At 52.6% G+C, this 18,696-nt stretch carries 16 protein-coding genes and 1 tRNA gene; 13 read left to right on the forward strand and 4 right to left on the reverse strand.

Annotation, left to right across the window (positions count from 1 at the left end; translation table 11 throughout):
* Positions 1 to 274: 274 nt before the first annotated feature.
* Positions 275 to 350: transfer RNA gene (locus tag ACNAU7_RS09285), tRNA-Glu, on the forward strand.
* 547 nt (positions 351 to 897) lie between these two features.
* On the forward strand, positions 898 to 1,704 hold the full coding sequence (gene thiD / locus ACNAU7_RS09290) for a bifunctional hydroxymethylpyrimidine kinase/phosphomethylpyrimidine kinase (protein WP_416302055.1): 807 nt from the start codon (positions 898 to 900) through the stop codon (positions 1,702 to 1,704).
* Positions 1,705 to 1,753: 49 nt separating this feature from the next.
* On the opposite strand, the gene tehB is transcribed toward thiD, so the two are convergent.
* Complete coding sequence (gene tehB, locus ACNAU7_RS09295) at positions 1,754 to 2,623, reverse strand: SAM-dependent methyltransferase TehB (protein WP_416302071.1); 870 nt, start codon at positions 2,621 to 2,623, stop codon at positions 1,754 to 1,756.
* Between the two features lie 113 nt (positions 2,624 to 2,736).
* Between tehB and rnhA the strand changes: the two genes are divergently transcribed.
* The 4 genes from rnhA (at position 2,737) to ACNAU7_RS09315 (ending at position 5,580) form a co-directional block, all read left to right on the forward strand.
* Positions 2,737 to 3,174 carry a ribonuclease HI gene (rnhA, locus tag ACNAU7_RS09300; protein WP_002235548.1) on the forward strand — a complete coding sequence of 146 codons (438 nt, stop codon included), beginning with the start codon at positions 2,737 to 2,739 and terminating at the stop codon, positions 3,172 to 3,174.
* Between the two features lie 17 nt (positions 3,175 to 3,191).
* Positions 3,192 to 3,452: a hypothetical protein gene (locus ACNAU7_RS09305; RefSeq protein WP_416302056.1), complete on the forward strand. Its 261-nt coding sequence runs from the start codon at positions 3,192 to 3,194 to the stop codon at positions 3,450 to 3,452.
* Between the two features lie 496 nt (positions 3,453 to 3,948).
* Positions 3,949 to 4,353, forward strand: a complete 405-nt coding sequence (locus ACNAU7_RS09310; RefSeq protein WP_118779417.1) for an HIT family protein — start codon at positions 3,949 to 3,951, stop codon at positions 4,351 to 4,353.
* A 39-nt stretch (positions 4,354 to 4,392) separates the two neighbouring features.
* Positions 4,393 to 5,580 (forward strand): LD-carboxypeptidase, encoded by a 1,188-nt coding sequence (locus ACNAU7_RS09315; RefSeq protein ID WP_416302057.1) that lies wholly within the window; start codon positions 4,393 to 4,395, stop codon positions 5,578 to 5,580.
* Positions 5,581 to 5,681: 101 nt separating this feature from the next.
* Here ACNAU7_RS09315 and ACNAU7_RS09320 read toward each other — a convergent pair whose 3' ends face one another.
* The gene (locus ACNAU7_RS09320; RefSeq protein WP_096109121.1) at positions 5,682 to 7,937 is read right to left on the reverse strand and encodes a nitric-oxide reductase large subunit; all 2,256 of its coding nucleotides are present in this window, start codon (positions 7,935 to 7,937) and stop codon (positions 5,682 to 5,684) included.
* 371 nt (positions 7,938 to 8,308) lie between these two features.
* Here ACNAU7_RS09320 and nirK point away from each other — a divergent pair, with 371 nt between their 5' ends.
* The 4 genes from nirK to ACNAU7_RS09340 all read left to right on the forward strand — a co-directional run bounded on the left by nirK (position 8,309) and on the right by ACNAU7_RS09340 (position 11,591).
* Entirely contained in the window at positions 8,309 to 9,481 is a 1,173-nt protein-coding gene (gene nirK / locus ACNAU7_RS09325) for a copper-containing nitrite reductase (RefSeq protein ID WP_003709138.1), read from the forward strand.
* A 175-nt stretch (positions 9,482 to 9,656) separates the two neighbouring features.
* Entirely contained in the window at positions 9,657 to 10,412 is a 756-nt protein-coding gene (locus tag ACNAU7_RS09330; protein WP_416302058.1) for a formylglycine-generating enzyme family protein, read from the forward strand.
* Positions 10,372 to 10,713, forward strand: coding sequence for a hypothetical protein (locus tag ACNAU7_RS09335; protein ID WP_416302059.1), 342 nt, complete (start codon positions 10,372 to 10,374; stop codon positions 10,711 to 10,713). The genes ACNAU7_RS09330 and ACNAU7_RS09335 overlap by 41 nt, the downstream gene beginning before the upstream one ends.
* The gene (locus ACNAU7_RS09340) at positions 10,710 to 11,591 is read left to right on the forward strand and encodes a carbohydrate kinase family protein (RefSeq protein WP_416302060.1); all 882 of its coding nucleotides are present in this window, start codon (positions 10,710 to 10,712) and stop codon (positions 11,589 to 11,591) included. The genes ACNAU7_RS09335 and ACNAU7_RS09340 overlap by 4 nt, the downstream gene beginning before the upstream one ends.
* 60 nt (positions 11,592 to 11,651) lie before the next feature.
* On the opposite strand, the gene ACNAU7_RS09345 is transcribed toward ACNAU7_RS09340, so the two are convergent.
* Both ACNAU7_RS09345 and serC read right to left on the reverse strand, forming a co-directional pair.
* The gene (locus ACNAU7_RS09345) at positions 11,652 to 12,209 is read right to left on the reverse strand and encodes a nitroreductase family protein (RefSeq protein ID WP_416302072.1); all 558 of its coding nucleotides are present in this window, start codon (positions 12,207 to 12,209) and stop codon (positions 11,652 to 11,654) included.
* A gap of 121 nt (positions 12,210 to 12,330) precedes the next feature.
* Complete coding sequence (gene serC, locus ACNAU7_RS09350) at positions 12,331 to 13,437, reverse strand: phosphoserine transaminase (protein WP_416302061.1); 1,107 nt, start codon at positions 13,435 to 13,437, stop codon at positions 12,331 to 12,333.
* A gap of 364 nt (positions 13,438 to 13,801) precedes the next feature.
* Here serC and rimP point away from each other — a divergent pair, with 364 nt between their 5' ends.
* The 3 genes from rimP to infB are packed head-to-tail and all read left to right on the forward strand — an operon-like array spanning position 13,802 to position 18,663.
* Entirely contained in the window at positions 13,802 to 14,233 is a 432-nt protein-coding gene (gene rimP / locus ACNAU7_RS09355; protein ID WP_416302062.1) for a ribosome maturation factor RimP, read from the forward strand.
* Positions 14,234 to 14,260: 27 nt separating this feature from the next.
* Entirely contained in the window at positions 14,261 to 15,763 is a 1,503-nt protein-coding gene (gene nusA, locus ACNAU7_RS09360; protein ID WP_025456943.1) for a transcription termination factor NusA, read from the forward strand.
* 11 nt (positions 15,764 to 15,774) lie between these two features.
* Positions 15,775 to 18,663 (forward strand): translation initiation factor IF-2, encoded by a 2,889-nt coding sequence (gene infB, locus ACNAU7_RS09365; protein ID WP_416302063.1) that lies wholly within the window; start codon positions 15,775 to 15,777, stop codon positions 18,661 to 18,663.
* The last annotated feature ends 33 nt before the right edge of the window (positions 18,664 to 18,696 follow it).

Here is an 18,696-nt window from a genome sequence, read left to right on the forward strand (position 1 = left end):
GCGTGCATAGAAGCGGCTGCAAAACCAAGTAAGATGCATTGAACTGTCTTTTTTTGTTTCATCAATTTTTCCATTTTGCGAGTATATAATTTTTGTCATTATATGCTTAAATCATTGACACGCAAAAAAAAAAAAAAAAAAAAAAATACAATTAATTTGTTGATATTTATATATTTTATATATAAAAATTAGCGGAAGTTTACATTTTTTGCCGTTGATTTTACGCAACAGGCTTGACAAGTTTCCGAAGCCTTGTAAAATAACGCACCTTCACGCGCCCATCGTCTAGAGGCCTAGGACACTGCCCTTTCACGGCGGCAACCGGGGTTCGAATCCCCGTGGGCGTGCCAATTCAAAAACCTGCTTGTTTCAAGCAGGTTTTTTTTATTATAAGTCGTCATTCCCGCAACCTTCGTCATTCCCGTGAAAACGGGAATCTAGAACCTCTAAATTTTCAGATAACCTTTGAATATTTCCGCCGCCCCGAAGGTCTGGATTCCCACTTTCGTGGGAATGACGATTTGAAAATTACCCGAAACCCAAAAACAACTGAAACCGAACACACTGGATTCCCGCCTGCGCGGGAATGACGGAATTTTAGGTTTCTGTTTTTGTGGGAATGACGAATAAAGCGTGCCGGTTTATACTCGCCGCAACACGTGTTCAGACGGCATTGCCCTCTTTTTTCATTATCAGTGGGTGTAGCAACTGTATTTTTCACCCCGTCGGGCAAAAATACAGTTGCTACGATGCACCCCGCCGCCCTGCCCTGTGCCTTGTCCTGCAATACGACATATAATGCACCACAAACCCCGCGCTGCGGTTTTCAGACGGCATCGCTGTGCTTTTTTACAGGCAGAAGCCCTTTTTATCGGACGCAATATTAAGGAGGAACAAATGAAAAGCTCTTTTGTGCAAACGCTTACCATCGCCGGTTCGGATTCGGGCGGCGGTGCGGGCATTCAGGCGGATTTGAAAACGTTTCAGATGCGCGGCGTGTTCGGAACGTGCGTCATCACTGCCGTTACCGCGCAAAATACCTTGGGCGTGTCGGCGGTTCATCTCGTCCCGACCGAAACCATCACCGCGCAAATCCAAGCAATCAGGGAAGACTTTGACATCCGCGCCTACAAAATCGGTATGCTCGGCACTGCGGAAATCATCGAATGCGTTGCCGACAAGCTGAAACACTGCAGCTTTGGCAGGCGCGTGCTTGATCCTGTAATGATTGCCAAAGGAGGAGCACCGCTGTTGCAGGATTCCGCCGTTACAGCACTGACGCGCCTGCTGCTTCCCGATACGGATGTATTGACCCCCAACCTGCCCGAAGCGGAAGCCCTGACCGGCGTGCATATCGAAAGCCGTAAAGATGCGGAACGTGCGGCAAAAATCCTGCTTGATTACGGTGTCAAAAATGTCGTTATCAAAGGCGGACATTTGAACGACAGCGCAAGCGGACGCTGCACGGATTGGCTGTTTACGCAAAACGAAACGCTGGAATTGGACAGCCCGCGCTTTCCGACCGCCCACACGCACGGCACAGGCTGCACGTTTTCCGCCTGCATTACCGCCGAGTTGGCAAAAGGCTCGGACGTTTGCGAAGCCGTACAGACTGCCAAGGCCTACATCACGGCGGCAATCTCAAACCCTTTGGAAATCGGCGCGGGACACGGTCCGGTCAATCATTGGGCGTATCGGGACTAGACGTAAAAATGCCGTCTGAAACAAAATGTTCAGACGGCATTTTTGAGGATTATTCAGGCTTTTTCGCCAGCATGGTTACAAATTTAAACCGTATCGGATTGCCGTTTTCGTCTTTGGCGTGCATAGAACCCAATTCTTCTTTGTATTCGACCAGCTCCCAATCCCGATAATAATCCTTCAGCTCGCCCTCTTTAAATTTAAAAGGGAACGGCATCGGACAGGGGAAATCCGCCGTATCCATTGCCGATACAATCAAGTTGTACCCGCCCGCCGCCGTATGCGCCTGCATATCGGCAATCACGTTGGGCACGCGCTGCGGCATCAGGAACATCAGCACCACTGTTGCCACAATATAATCAAACTCGCCCTGAAGGGCGGCGGCATTCAAGTCATATTCCAGCGTGCGGACGTTCAAGCCCTCCGCCTCTGCCAGCTCCGCCACGTTTGCCAAGGCGGCGGGATTGTGATCGACTGCAGTAACTTCAAATCCCTTCAAACCGAGAAACAGCGCGTTGCGCCCCTGTCCGCAGCCCATATCCAACGCCCTGCCCGCCGGTACGGTATCCTGTGCCGCCGCGACCGCAGAATGCGTGGCACTCATCCCGTATTTTTTGTGAAAATAGTCTGCCGCCGCGCAATACAGCGACAAACGGATTTCGGCATCGTCCGTTTTCGGTTTGACAGAAAACACCTGCTGCGGCGCAAACACACAATCGCCGCTTTTCGCCGACCAAACCTCCGTCGCCCCGTCCTGCGTGCGGACTTCGACATCGCCCTGCAACACATTCAGGCAGACCCACTCCCCTTCTTCGGACGCATAACCCGACAACAAAACTTCCGGCAGGTTTTCCACCTTCCATACGGGCATTTGTCCGAAACAAAACAACTCGCCACTTTGACCCACTATCCGCTCCTTCATATTCAAAAATAAAGTTGCACATTATATGCCTATTTCAATCCGCCGTAATCTTTCAGACGGCACGGCGCGCAAACCGCTTATAATCACGCCGGACACCACACAAAGGCACAATAATGGATAAAACCGTTTACCTTTACACCGACGGCGCGTGCAAAGGCAATCCCGGCGCGGGCGGCTGGGGCGTATTAATGCGCTACGGCAGCCACGAAAAAGAACTTTTCGGCGGCGAGGCGCAAACCACCAACAACCGTATGGAACTGACCGCCGTCATCGAAGGGCTGAAGTCCCTCAAACGCCGCTGCACCGTCATCATCTGCACCGACTCGCAATACGTCAAAAACGGTATGGAAAACTGGATACACGGCTGGAAGCGCAACGGCTGGAAAACCGCCGCCAAACAGCCCGTCAAAAACGACGACTTGTGGAAAGAACTCGACGCGCTGGTCGGACGGCACCAAGTCAGCTGGACTTGGGTGAAAGGACACGCGGGACACGCCGAAAACGAACGCGCCGACGATTTGGCAAACCGTGGCGCGGCGCAGTTTTCCTGAGTGCCGCACCGACAAAAATGCCGTCTGAAAATTTAAAAGTTCTAGATTCCCATTTTCACGGTAATGACGAAAAGTTGCAGGAATCACGGGGTTTCAGACGGCAGCCGCCCGCCCCGTCATTCCCGCGCAGGCGGGAATCCAGAACGTCGGGCAACGGCAATATTCAAAAGCCGTCTGAAAATTTAAAAGTTCTAGATTCCCGCTTTCGCGGGAATGACGAGAATTTAGTAACCGTAGCAATCGCCTGCGCAACGGCTAAGGGGCTTCAGCAACCGTAGCAACTGCCTGCTCGGGAATAACGACCAATGGGCATCAGACGGCATCTCTTGCCTGCCGCTAAAACAGTTTGCCGCACAACTGTTCAAACACGTCCGATATATTTCAACACACAGGATGACACATAAAGCACCGCCCTATGTGTCGTCCTGATTTGGAAGGGGTTACACCCCTCCCAAATAAAGTCTGATCCTGCCGCCCCGAAGGACAGATGTCCGAGTGGCGGGGTTTCAACCGAAAAGGAAACACGATGAAGTGGTACAATTAGCGGCAATGCGGACAGACAAATTAAACTATAGTGGATTAACTTTAAACCAGTACTGCGTTGCCTCGCCTTAGCTCAAAGAGAACGATTCTCTAAGGTGCTCAAGCACCAAGTGAATCGGTTCCGTACTATTTGTACTGTCTGCGGCTTCGTCGCCTTGTCCTGATTTTTGTTAATCCACTATATCAGAAATTGCCCTACCGTTTTTTAAACACTTTCAGGAATAAGGAAAAATGACCGCCCAACCCTGCCCCATCTGCACGGCACAAGATGAAGATATTTTGCTGCAAACCCCCAAGCTGCGCGTCATCGCCGTCCATAACGATAGCGGTTCGCCTGCATTCTGCCGCGTCATTTGGCGTAAGCATATTGCCGAAATGACCGACCTTTCGGCAGCGGAACGCGGCGAATTGATGGAAATGGTGTACAAAGTCGAAGCCGCTATGCGCCAAGTGTTCCGTCCGGCAAAAATCAACCTCGCCAGCTTGGGCAATATCGTGCCGCACCTGCACTGGCATATTATCGCCCGCTTTGAAAACGATGCGACTTTCCCCGCGCCGATTTGGGCAAACCCCGTCCGGAAACACGGTATGACCCTGCCGCAAGATTGGACGGAACAGCTTAAAAAGCTGCTTTAAGCCCGCCAATGCCGTCTGAAACCGTATGAAAGGGAAATTATGACCGAACCGACCTCCCGCCGCCGTTTTCTGAAAACCTGCACCGCCGCCGCAGGCGCGGGACTGCTCCAGGCTTGCGGTACTGCGCCTGCTTCAAACAATGCCCCATCCGCGCCCTCTCACCCTGTTGCGAAAGCCCGAACCGTGTACTCCGAACCACCACGCCATTCTAATTCTGCCGACAATCTTCTGCGTATTGTCGCCTCCTCAGGCTTTGCCGAAGACATCAACCGCGTCAATACTGCATTGACCCGCCTTTACAATGCCGGTTTTACCGTAACCAACCAACAGGCGGGCAGCCGCCGCTTCCAACGGTTTGCCGGTACGGACGCACAACGTGCCGCCGATTTCCAAGATGTTGCTTCCGGTCGCGTTGCCATGCCGAAAGTTCTGATGGGTTTGCGCGGCGGTTATGGTGCGGCACGCATTCTGCCGCATATTGATTTTGTCTCACTCGGCGCAAGAATGCGCGAACGCGGTACGCTGTTTTTCGGCTTCAGCGATGTTTGCGCCGTCCAGCTGGCACTCTTGGCAAAAGGCAATATGATGAGTTTTGCCGGTCCGATGGCATACAGCGAATTCGGCAAACCCTCCCCCAGCGTGTTTACAATGGATGCCTTTATCAAGGGGGCAACCCAAAACCGCCTAACCGTTGATGTTCCTTATATCCAACGCGCCAATGTCGAAACCGAAGGCACGTTGTGGGGCGGCAACTTAAGCGTCCTCGCCTCACTCGTTGGCACGCCTTATATGCCCGACATCGACGGTGGCATTTTGTTTCTCGAAGATGTCGGCGAACAGCCCTACCGCATCGAACGTATGCTCAATACGCTGTATCTTTCGGGTATTTTGGACAAACAACGCGCCATCGTGTTCGGCGATTTCCGTATGGGCAATATCCGCGATGTATACGATTCGTCTTATGATTTTTCTACCGTGGTCAACCATATTTCGCGTACGGCAAAAATTCCTGTGCTGACAGGTTTCCCGTTCGGACATATTGCCGACAAAATTACTTTCCCGCTGGGCGCGCACGCCCGAATCCGTATGAACGGAAACGGCGGTTATTCGGTCGCGTTTGAAGGCTATCCGACACTGGATGCGTCCGCCCTGACTTTGGATACCCTGCTCCCGCCGCCGGATTTACCTATCTTCCCCGAAAGCGGTGTTGCCGATATTTCGGAATAAACCCGCAAACGGACAAATGCCGTCTGAAGCCTTCAGACGGCATTTTCCTGTAAAAAAACCGCACCTGATGGCAGGTGCGGTTTCCATTTTCAGGCTAAAACTTATTTGTCCCGGCCGAATACGATTTTAGTAGCTTGGATGGCAACGCAGATTGCACCGCCGATAAAGATCAAGTCAGCTGCCGTACGTACCCAACGCAAGGTATCGAGGATTTCCATTTGCAGGAACTCTTCGCTGCGGGCATACCACAGACCGTGCGTGATGGAGGCGTATGCCTGAATCGCGCCGACAGGCAGCAGGCTGATAACAATCATACCGACCAAGCCGCCGTTGAGCAGCCAGAAGCCCCAAGTCATCAGTTTGTCATCAAACTGCGCGTTCGGTTTCAAATAACGGGCAACCAACAATACGAAGCCCAATGCCAAGAAACCGTACACACCGAACAAGGCGGCGTGCGCGTGAACGGCAGAAGTGTTCAAACCTTGAATATAGAACAGGGAAATCGGCGGATTGATCAGGAAGCCGAATACGCCGGCACCGATCATATTCCAAAAGGCGACTGCCACGAAGCACATCAGCGGCCAACGCAGGCGTTTCGCCCAGTCGGACAGGTGTTGGTAAGACCAATGCTCGTATGCTTCACGGCCCAGCAACACCAGCGGCACGACTTCCAAAGCGGAGAAGCAGGCGCCGATTGCCATAGAGGCGGAGGTAGAGCCGGAGAAGTACAGGTGGTGCAGCGTACCTGGAACGCCGCCCAACATAAAGATGGCGGCAGCGGCCAAAGTGGAGGCAGTGGCGGTACTGCGGCGGACAAAGCCCATATTGTAGAAGACAAAGGCAAAGGCGGCAGTGGCAAATACTTCAAAGAAGCCTTCCACCCACAGGTGAACCACCCACCAACGCCAGTATTCCATTACGGCAATCGGGGATTTTTCGCCATAGAACAGGCCCGGTGCGTAGAATACGCCCACACCGACCATAGAAGCGACAAAGATTGCCAGCAGGTTTTTGTCCACGCCTTTTTCTTTGAAGGCGGAAACCGTGCAACGCAACATCAGGAACAGCCACAACAACAGACCGACCATCAAAAGGAGTTGCCAGAAACGTCCCAAATCGAGGTATTCGTAACCTTGGTGTCCGAACCAGAAGTTAAATTCCGGCGGAAGGATGTGCGTCAACGCGAAGAAGTTGCCCGCGTAAGAACCGCCGACCACGATAAACAGGGCAATGTAGAGGAAGTTCACGCCGGCACGTTGGAACTTGGGATCTTTACCGCCGTTGACAATCGGCGCCAGGAACAAACCTGCCGTCAAAAAGCCGGTTGCAATCCAGAAGATGGCGGATTGGATGTGCCAAGTACGGGTCAGGGCATAGGGAAACCAGTCGGACATTTCAAAGCCCAACGCCTCGTCAATGCCGTAGAAACCCTGACCTTCGACGGTGTAGTGCGCGGTCAGACCGCCCAGCAATACTTGTACCACAAACAGGGCGACCGTCAGGAAGACGTATTTGCCCAATGCTTTTTGCGAAGGGGTCAGTTGGATTTTGGAAATCGGGTCTTCAGACGGCACTTCCACTTCCTCGTGTTTGGTCAGGAAGGAATAACCCCACATCAACAAACCGATGCCCATCAAGAGCAGTACAACACTGGTAAACGACCACATATAGTTTTCAGTAGTCGGTACATTGTTAATCAAAGGCTCGTGCGGCCAGTTGTTGGTGTAGGTAAAGACCTCGCCGGGACGGTTGGTCGAAGCAGACCAAGAAGTCCAGAAGAAGAAGTCGAACAGTTTTTCACGCGCTTCTTGGCTTGGCAATGTGTTGTTTTTCATTGCAAAGTGTTCGCGGGTGGTTTGCAGCTTGGGATCGTCGCCGTAAACGCCGTGGTAATAAGGCAGGATGCTTTCGATGGCTTTCACGCGCGTATCGCTGATGACGACGCTGCCGTCTTCTTTCACACGGCTTTGGTTGCGGTATTCGTCAGCCAGGCGGGTTTTCAGAACGGCTTGTTCTTCAGGGGAAACTTCATCAAATTTTTTGCCGTAAGTCTGTTGCGCGGTCAAATCCAACCAGGCAACCAACTCACGATGCAGCCAGTCGGCCGTCCAGTCCGGAGCCTGATATGCGCCGTGACCCAAAATCGAACCGACTTCCATACCGCCAGTACTCTGCCATGCAGACTGACCTGCCAAAATATCGTCTTTCGTCATCAGCACTTTGCCTGATGCGGAAACGACCTGTTCGGGGTAAGGCGGGGCTTTCTTATAAACCTCGCTGCCCATATAGCCGAGAATGGTAAAGCATACCGCCAGAACGGCGAACAGCAAGTACCACAGCTTCTTGTACTGTCCCATTTTGAGAGCTCCTTTTAATAAAGCAGTTGTTTAAAATTCACAGAATATGAATGTTAAAGATTGTAGCACGGTTTACCGCGCAAATAAATATTTGTTCAAACAAACTCACATATAAAACAAATACATATATGATAATAACTATCATTATTCTTTACTCAAAAACTGCCCTGCCTTTGCCTGATTTGCCGAAGCACCCGGTAAATCAGCTTATTTATTGTAATTTTTAGTAGTTATAAAGTATTAGAAGTGTCATTTTAAGTTCATATTTATTGAATTACTTGACCTAAATCAAAATATACATAGATAAGCAACCGCATAATCACACCAGTTCTTAACCAATCTCCCTACTTTTCTTACAAAAGGAAAACATTATGAAACGCCAAGCATTAGCCGCAATGATTGCTTCCTTATTCGCCTTAGCCGCCTGCGGCGGCGAACCTGCCGCGCAAGCCCCTGCCGAAACCCCTGCCGCTTCCGCCGAAGCCGCAAGCTCCGCCGCACAAACTGCTGCCGAAACACCGTCCGGCGAGCTGCCCGTTATCGATGCGGTTACCACCCACGCTCCCGAAGTACCTCCTGCAATCGACCGCGACTACCCTGCCAAAGTCCGCGTAAAAATGGAAACCGTCGAAAAAACCATGAAAATGGACGACGGCGTGGAATACCGCTACTGGACATTTGACGGCGACGTTCCGGGCCGTATGATCCGCGTACGCGAAGGCGATACGGTTGAAGTGGAATTTTCCAACAATCCTTCTTCTACCGTTCCCCATAACGTCGACTTCCACGCGGCTACCGGTCAGGGCGGCGGCGCGGCTGCAACCTTTACCGCCCCGGGTCGTACTTCCACATTCAGCTTCAAAGCCCTGCAACCGGGCCTGTATATCTACCACTGCGCCGTCGCGCCGGTCGGTATGCACATCGCCAACGGTATGTACGGTCTGATTTTGGTCGAGCCTAAAGAAGGTCTGCCGAAAGTGGATAAAGAGTTCTACATCGTCCAAGGCGACTTCTACACCAAAGGCAAAAAAGGCGCGCAAGGCCTGCAACCGTTCGATATGGACAAAGCCGTTGCCGAACAGCCTGAATACGTCGTATTCAACGGTCATGTAGGTTCTATCGCCGGCGATAACGCGCTGAAAGCCAAAGCAGGCGAAACCGTGCGTATGTACGTCGGTAACGGCGGCCCGAACTTGGTGTCTTCCTTCCACGTCATCGGCGAAATCTTCGACAAAGTTTATGTTGAAGGCGGCAAGCTGATTAACGAAAACGTACAAAGCACCATCGTTCCTGCCGGCGGCTCTGCCATTGTCGAATTCAAAGTCGACATCCCGGGCAGCTACACTTTGGTCGACCACTCCATCTTCCGCGCATTCAACAAAGGCGCGTTGGGCCAATTGAAAGTAGAGGGTGCGGAAAACCCTGAAATTATGACTCAAAAATTGAGTGATACCGCTTACGCCGGCAACGGTGCGGCTTCTGCCGCTTCCGCTCCCGCAGCTTCCGCCCCGGCAGCCTCTGCATCCGAAAAAAGCGTTTACTAAATCGGATATCCGTCATTAGCGGAACAAACCACTGCCGCCGTACTTCATTACGCACGGCAGTGGTTTTTTAACAACCAATCTTTCCTTTCGGAAGATTGATTTTTCAGACGGCATTCGCGGCCTCGTTTAAAATGCCGTCTGAAAAATCAATGTTAACCGCCTGTCAGGAGGCTTTATGAAGTACGTCCGGTTATTTTTCCTCGGCGCGGCACTCGCCGGCACCCAAGCGGCGGCTGCCGAAATGGTTCAAATCGAAGGCGGCAGCTACCGCCCGCTTTATCTGAAAAAAGATACCGGCCTGATTAAAGTCAAACCGTTCAAGCTGGATAAATATCCCGTTACCAATGCCGAGTTTGCCGAATTTGTCAACAGCCACCCCAAATGGCAAAAAGGCAAGGTCAGTTCCAAACAGGCGGAGTCTTCTTATCTGAAACACTGGATGAAAAACGGCAGCCGCAGCTATGCGCCGAAAGCAAACGAACTGAAACAACCCGTTACCAATGTTTCCTGGTTTGCCGCCAACGCCTATTGCGCCGCACAAGGCAAACGCCTACCGACTATTGACGAATGGGAATTTGCCGGACTTGCTTCCGCCACGCAGAAAAACGGCTCAAACGAACCTGGCTACAACCGCACTATTCTCGATTGGTATGCCGACGGCGGACGGAAAGGCCTGCACGATGTCGGCAAAGGTCGCCCGAACTACTGGGGCGTTTATGATATGCACGGTCTGATTTGGGAATGGACGGAAGATTTCAACAGCAGCCTGCTTTCTTCCGGCAATGCCAACGCGCAAATGTTTTGCAGCGGCGCGTCTATCGGGTCGAGCGACTCGTCCAACTATGCCGCCTTCCTCCGCTACGGCATCCGCACCAGCCTGCAATCCAAATATGTCTTGCACAACTTGGGCTTCCGTTGCGCAAGCCGATAACCCCTTCAATTACCAAAGCAGCTTTGGCGGTACTGAAAAGTACCGCCGTTTTTTGCCCGAAAATTCTAGTTTTGTTTCATTATCTTGCAATTTCAAGCAATATTTTGTAGGAAAAAAACAAAATTATCTTGCGGTGAATCAAACCACCTTTGCGGCAAACCCGTCAAAATACCGACAACGTTTTATTTTTCCAACGAAATTTATAAAACCCATTCGGAGTATTACTACATTTCCGATCAGCGACGGTCTGCAAAGCCGTCAAACTTTCCGACTATTTATCCAAACCAAGGAAATCCAATGAAAATTACCGGCTTCGGCGAGATACTGTGGGATACTTTCCCTGATGGAAAAATTTTGGGCGGCGCACCTTTAAACGTGCTGTACAGACTACAATCGCTCGGTATGGATACCGCCATTATCAGCAGTAGGGGAAATGATGGCGACGGAGAAGAACTTGTCCGACAAATACAACAAAAGAACATCGTTTCCGACTTTGTCCAGATTCATCCGGATTATCCCACCAGTCAGGTTAAAGTGTCGCTGAATGCCCAAGGCAGCGCATCCTACGAAATTGTCTATCCCTGTGCATGGGACGGCATCCGAACAGAAGAAGCAGCACTGCACCGCGTTGCCCAATCCGATGCCTTTATTTTCGGCAGCCTGGCCATGCGCGACGAAACCTCCCGAAAAACTTTAAACAGCCTGCTGCAACAGGCAAAATTCAAAATCTTCGATGTCAACCTGCGCAAACCGCATTACGATGCTTCCCTGATTTTAGAAACCATGAAACAGGCTGATGTCGTCAAACTCAACGATGACGAACTCTACGAACTGTCAAAGATTTACGGATCGCCCTATCACGGTTTGGAGCAAAACATCGTTTATCTGGCAAAACTGACCGATACAGACACTCTTTGCGTAACCTTGGGCAGCCACGGCGCAGTCCTGTACAAAAACGGGGAATTTTTCCGACACGGCGGATTTAAAATCGAAGTTGCCGATACCGTCGGTTCGGGCGACAGTTTTCTTGGCGGTCTGATTTATCAGCTGCTCAACCGCGCGGAACCCCAACATGCCCTCACCTTTGCCTGCGCGCTTGGTGCGCTGGTCGCCTCCGAACATGGCGCAACACCCGACATTTCCGCCGAACGCATCGGGCGTTTCATGAACCCGGTTTAAAACGCATGGAAAAATGCCGTCTGAAAGCCTTTCAGACGGCATTTTGCTTGAGATTCCGTTTTACCAATGGCTGACAAACGCTTCCAAATCGGTATTCTTGGGCTTATGCACTTCCTCTGTCGGCGTGCCGACCATCATCAGCCCGATGATTTTATCCTTATCCGCACAACCGAAAGCCTCACGCAGCAAAGGGCTGTTGACCCACATCCCCGTAATCCAGACATTGTCGAATCCCTGAGCCGTTGCCGCCAGTTGCAGCGCATACGCCGCACAACCCGCCGTCAGCATCTGCTCCCATTCCGGTTTCGGCTTAGGCACATCGCGGTTCGGCGCAAACGTTACACCAATAACCATCGGCGCCATATTGCCCACTTTTTCCGCCTTTTTCATCGCATCGTCGCCGAAATTCAATTCGGCAACCGTTTGCTTCAACACATTGCGAAAACGTTGCAATCCTACCTCGCCTTGAATCACAGTAAAACGGAAGGGGCGCATATTGCCGTGATCGGGAACTTGGGTTGCCGCCTGCAACATCTGTTCCAACTGCTCCGAATTGGGAGCCGGTGCCGCCAGTTTTTTTGAAGAGCGTCGGGTAGTCAAAAGCTGCAAAGCGTCCATATCATCGTCTTTCAAATCATTCCGGAAGCAGGGTTTATAACACAAAGCGCACAGCAATACCATTACGGCAGAAAACCGAAAGGAAATGCCGTCTGAAACGCATTCAGGCGGCATTTGAAAATCAACCGTAACGCCGTTGGAAATCGCGCATAAAATCTGCCAAAGCCCGCACGCCTTCGAGCGGCATCGCATTGTAGATGCTGGCGCGCATCCCGCCGACAGACTTATAGCCCTTCAACAGGCACAAGCCCTGCAATTCGGCTTCCAGCACAAAACGGCGGTCCAAGTCTTCGCTTGCGGTTTTGAAGACCACATTCATTTTGGAGCGCGCATCAGGATGAATATCGTTGATGTAAAAACCGCCGCTGCCATCTATCGTCTCATACAAGGTTTGCGCCTTCAGCCTATTGACCGCTTCAATTTTTTTCACACCGCCCTGCGCCTGCAGCCAGCGGAACACCAGCCCCGACATATAAATCGCGTAAGTTGACGGCGTGTTGTACATACCGTCGCGGTTCAAATGAGAACGGTAGTTGAACACATCGGGAATATCGTTCGGACAACGCTCGAGCAAATCCTCACGCACAATCACCACCGTAACTCCTGCCGGCCCGATGTTTTTTTGTGCGCCTGCGTAAATCAGTCCGTAGTCGGCAACATCAAACTCACGCGACAGAATCTCGCTGGACATATCGCACACCAACGGCGGCATGCCGTCTGAAAGGCGAGGCACTTCACGGTATTGCAGCCCGTTGACAGTTTCATTGACGGCAAAATGGACAAACGCCGAATCGGGTGCAACATCCCACGTTTCCACAGGCGGCAGGTCGAGATAGTCGAACTGCTCGCCGCCATGCGCCGCCAAACGGATTTCCGTATCGGTCAAACGGCTCATCTGTTCATAAGCGATACGGCTCCAGTTGCCCGTTACCACCGCGTCGGCAGTGCGGAAACCGTGTGCCAGATTCATGGCTGCCATATTAAATTGGGTTGTTGCTCCACCCTGCAGAAACAATATCTTATAGTTGTCAGGCACTTTCAAAAGCTGCCTCAAATCCTGTTCCGCATGATGCAGGATGCTCAAAAACATTTCCGAACGGTGGCTCATTGCCATCACAGGAAAACCCGTACCGTTGTAGTCCAACATTTCCTGCCGCGCCGTTTCCAACACGGCTTCGGGCAATACGGCAGGGCCGGCGGAAAAATTGTAAATCGGATAAAGAGACATGATGCAGCCTTGATTCTGAACAATAACCCGCCCGATTTTAGGCTTGCAGCAGGCTTTGTGCAAGGATGGGAAATACCTGTCCTCCGCCCGATTCCATACCGCCCGAACACGGAAAATAATATCAATATATTGATTTACAAACATAAAAATCATGCTAGCGGCAAATAGATACATTTGTTTTGTCAACAATATTCACGATTTCCCATTACAAACCTCCCTTACACCCGCTTTTTTCCGTCCCAAAAACACAAAATAAATCAACACTTTCATTTCTCCGCAAAAGCGGTTATAATCACGCCGATTTTTCAACTTTGACGAAAAATGGCCACGGGGCCATTTTTTTATTATGTACATAGGGAGCAGCATGGATATTCAAACCATCCTCGAAAAAACCCTGCCCGGCCTGGGCTACGAACTGGTCGATTTTGAACTGACCGCGCAAGGAACATTGCGCGTGTTCATCGACAAAGAAGGCGGCATTACCGTCGAAGACTGCGTAACCGTCAGCAACCACTTGAGCCGCGTGTTTATGGTGGAAGACATCGACTACAAAAACCTGGAAATTTCCAGCCCCGGACTCGACCGCCCCTTGAAAAAAGCCGCCGACTTCGTGCGCTTTGCCGGTCAGAATGCCAAAATCAAAACCCGCCTGCCGATAGGCGGTCAGAAAAACTTTATCGGTAAAATCGAAGGCTGCGAAAACGATACCGTTACCATATCCTTCGACGGCAAAACCGTACAAATCGAATTGGGCAACATCGACAAAGCCCGTCTGCGCCCCGAATTCAAATTCTAAAACACAGCAATATTGGAGATGTTCAAAATGAGTCGTGAAATGTTACAGCTGGCAGAAGCACTGGCAAGCGAAAAAAACGTTGATGCGGAAGTCGTCTTCCAAGCACTGGAATTCGCCCTGTCTACCGCCGCCAAGAAAAAGGCAGACCGCGAACACATGGATGTCCGCGTACAAATCAACCGCGATACCGGCGAATACCAAACCTTCCGCCGCTGGCTGATTGTCGCCGATGAAGACTATACCTATCCCGATGTCGAAAAAACCATCGAGGAAATCCAAGAGGAAATTCCCGGCACCGCCATCCAAATCGGCGAATACTATGAAGAGCAGCTGCCCAACGAAGGCTTCGGCCGCCAAGCCGCACAAACCGCCAAACAAATCATCCTGCAACGCATCCGCGATGCGGAGCGCGAGCAAAATCTGAACGAGTTTCTCGCCGTCAAAGAAGACATCGTGTCCGGTACGGTCAAACGCGTCGAACGCCACGGCATCATCGTCGAAGTCGTTGCCGGCAAACTGGATGCGCTGATTCCGCGCGACCAAATGATTCCGCGCGAAAATTTCCGCAGCGGCGACCGCATCCGCGCCCTCTTCCTGCGCGTCGAAGAAATCGGCAACACCGGCCGCAAACAAGTCATCCTGAGCCGTACTTCCGGCGATTTCCTCGTCAAACTGTACGCCAATGAAGTACCTGAAATTGCAGACGGCATGCTTGAAATCCGCGCTGTCGCCCGCGACCCGGGACAACGTGCCAAAGTCGCCGTCAAAGCCAACGACCAGCGCATCGATCCGCAAGGCACCTGTATCGGCGTTCGCGGTTCGCGTGTCAATGCCGTCAGCAATGAATTGTCCGGCGAGCGCATCGACGTTGTCCTTTGGTCGCCCGAGCCTGCCCAATTCGTCATGAGCGCGCTCTCACCCGCCGAAGTCAGCCGCATCGTCATCGACGAAGACAAACACGCCGTCGATGTCATCGTTGCCGAAGACCAGCTCGCGCTCGCCATCGGACGCGGCGGTCAAAACGTCCGCCTCGCCTCCGAACTGACCGGCTGGCAGCTCAACATCATGACTTCCGCCGAGGCAGACGAACGCAATGCGGCAGAAGATGCCGCCATCCGCCGCCTGTTTATGGATCACTTGAACGTGGACGAAGAAACCGCCGACGTACTGGTTCAGGAAGGTTTTGCAACCTTGGAAGAAGTCGCCTATGTTCCTGCCGCCGAACTGCTTGCCATTGAAGGATTTGACGAAGAAATCGTCGATATGCTCCGCAACCGCGCCCGCGATGCCATCCTGACCATGGCGATTGCCGCCGAAGAAAAACTGGGCGAAGTGTCCGACGATATGCGCAACCTCGAAGGCGTAGATGCCGATATGCTCCGCAGCCTTGCCGAAGCAGGCATTACCACCCGCGACGACTTGGCAGAGCTTGCCGTGGACGAACTGATTGAAATTACCGGTGTAAACGAAGAAACCGCAAAAGCCGTCATCCTGACCGCACGCGAACACTGGTTTACCGAAGACAAATAAAGGGGGTACAGATGAGTAACACAACCGTAGAACAATTTGCCGCCGAGCTGAAACGCCCCGTCGAAGACCTGTTGAAACAGTTGAAAGAAGCCGGCGTCAGCAAAAACAGCGGCAGCGATTCCCTGACGCTGGACGACAAACAGCTTCTGAACGCCTACCTGACCAAGAAAAACGGCAGCAACAGCAGCACCATCAGCATCCGCCGCACCAAAACCGAAGTCAGCACCGTTGACGGCGTAAAAGTCGAAACACGCAAACGCGGACGCACTGTCAACATTCCTTCTGCCGAAGAATTGGCAGCACAGGTAAAAGCCGCCCAAACCCAAGCCGCACCTGTCCAGCCGGAGCAGACGGCAGAAGACGCGGCAAAAGCCCGAGCCGAAGCTGCCGCACGCGCAGAAGCCCGTGCCAAGGCAGAAGCGGAAGCGGCAAAACTGAAAGCGGCAAAAGCAGGCAACAAAGCCAAACCTGCCGCGCAGAAACCCACCGAAGCAAAAGCCGAAACCGCACCCGTTGTGGCGGAAACCAAACCCGCCGAAGAAAGCAAAGCGGAAAAAGTCCAAGCCGACAAAATGCCGTCTGAAAAACCCGCCGAGCCCAAAGAAAAAGCCGCCAAGCCGAAACACGAGCGAAACGGCAAAGGCAAAGATGCCAAAAAACCGGCGAAACCTGCCGCACCTGCCGTGCCGCAACCCGTGGTCAGCGCGGAAGAACAGGCGCAACGCGACGAAGAAGCACGCCGTGCCGCCGCACTTCGCGCCCACCAGGAAGCCCTGTTGAAAGAGAAACAGGAACGCCAGGCACGCCGCGAAGCCATGAAACAACAGGCAGAACAACAGACAAAAGCCGCACAGGAAGCCAAAACCGGCAGACAGCGTCCCTCCAAACCTGCCGAGAAACAGCAGGCAGCCGCGCCGGCCGTCGAAAATAAACCTGTCAATCCGGCAAAAGCAAAAAAAGAAGACCGCCGCAACCGCGATGACGAAGGTCAAGGCCGCAACGCCAAAGGCAAAGGCGGAAAAGGCGGACGCGACCGCAACAATGCACGCAATGGTGACGACGAGCGCGTACGCGGCGGCAAAAAAGGCAAAAAACTCAAACTCGAGCCGAACCAACACGCCTTCCAAGCACCGACCGAACCCGTCGTTCATGAAGTTTTGGTTCCCGAAACCATTACCGTTGCCGATTTGGCGCACAAAATGGCAGTCAAAGGCGTGGAAGTGGTCAAAGCCCTGATGAAGATGGGCATGATGGTTACCATCAACCAATCCATCGACCAAGACACCGCCCTGATTGTCGTCGAAGAACTCGGACACATCGGCAAACCCGCCGCCGCCGACGATCCCGAAGCCTTCTTGGACGAGGGCGCGGAAGCGGTGGAAGCCGAAGCATTGCCGCGTCCGCCCGTCGTTACCGTCATGGGACACGTCGACCACGGCAAAACCTCGCTGCTGGACTACATCCGCCGCGCCAAAGTGGTACAGGGCGAAGCGGGCGGCATTACGCAGCACATTGGCGCGTACCACGTCAAAACGCCGCGCGGCGTGATTACCTTCCTCGATACCCCAGGCCACGAAGCGTTTACCGCCATGCGCGCACGCGGTGCGAAAGCAACCGACATCGTGATTCTTGTGGTTGCCGCCGACGACGGCGTGATGCCGCAAACCATCGAAGCGATTGCCCACGCCAAAGCGGCAAGCGTTCCGATTGTGGTTGCCGTCAATAAAATCGATAAAGACACTGCCAACCCCGAACGCATCCGTCAGGAACTGACCCAACACGAAGTGATCCCCGACGATTGGGGCGGCACGGTTCAATTTATCGACGTTTCCGCGAAAAAAGGAACGAACATCGACGCGCTGCTCGAAGCCGTATTGCTCGAAGCCGAAGTATTGGAACTGACCGCCCCGGTCGATGCGCCCGCCAAAGGCATCATCGTCGAGGCGCGCTTGGACAAAGGGCGCGGCGCGGTTGCCACATTACTGGTTCAAAGCGGCACGCTGAAAAAAGGCGATATGCTGCTGGCCGGTACGGCATTCGGCAAAATCCGTGCGATGGTTGACGAAAACGGCAAATCCATTACCGAAGCCGGCCCGTCTATCCCCGTCGAAATCCTCGGCTTGTCCGACGTACCGAATGCGGGTGAAGACGCGATGGTATTGGCGGACGAGAAAAAAGCGCGCGAAATCGCCCTCTTCCGTCAAGGCAAATACCGCGACGTGCGCCTTGCCAAACAGCAGGCGGCGAAGCTGGAAAATATGTTCAACAATATGGGCGAAACCCAGGCCCAATCTTTGTCGGTCATCATCAAGGCAGACGTTCAAGGCTCTTACGAGGCTTTGGCGGGCAGCCTGAAAAAACTGTCCACAGACGAGGTGAAAGTGAACGTGTTGCACAGCGGCGTGGGCGGCATTACCGAATCGGATGTCAACCTTGCCATCGCTTCGGGCGCGTTCATTATCGGCTTTAACGTGCGTGCAGATGCCTCTTCGCGCAAACTTGCCGAAAATGAAAACGTGGAAATCCGCTACTACAACATCATCTACGATGCCATCGACGACGTGAAAGCCGCCATGAGCGGCATGCTCTCTCCGGAAGAGAAAGAGCAAGTAACCGGTACGGTCGAAATCCGTCAGGTTATCTCCGTTTCCAAAGTCGGCAATATTGCAGGCTGTATGGTTACCGACGGCGTGGTCAAACGCGATTCCCATGTCCGCCTCATCCGCAACAACGTAGTTATCCATACTGGCGAGCTGTCTTCTTTGAAACGCTACAAGGACGACGTCAAAGAAGTCCGTATGGGCTTCGAGTGCGGTCTGATGCTCAAAGGCTACAACGAGATTATGGAAGGCGACCAACTGGAATGCTTCGACATCGTCGAAGTTGCCCGCAGCCTGTAATTCCTTTGCAAATAAAATGCCATCTGAAGCGTT

This window comes from Neisseria sp. LACPHL-SPEC-2024-00856 (assembly GCF_047915665.1).
GTDB lineage: Bacteria > Pseudomonadota > Gammaproteobacteria > Burkholderiales > Neisseriaceae > Neisseria > Neisseria polysaccharea.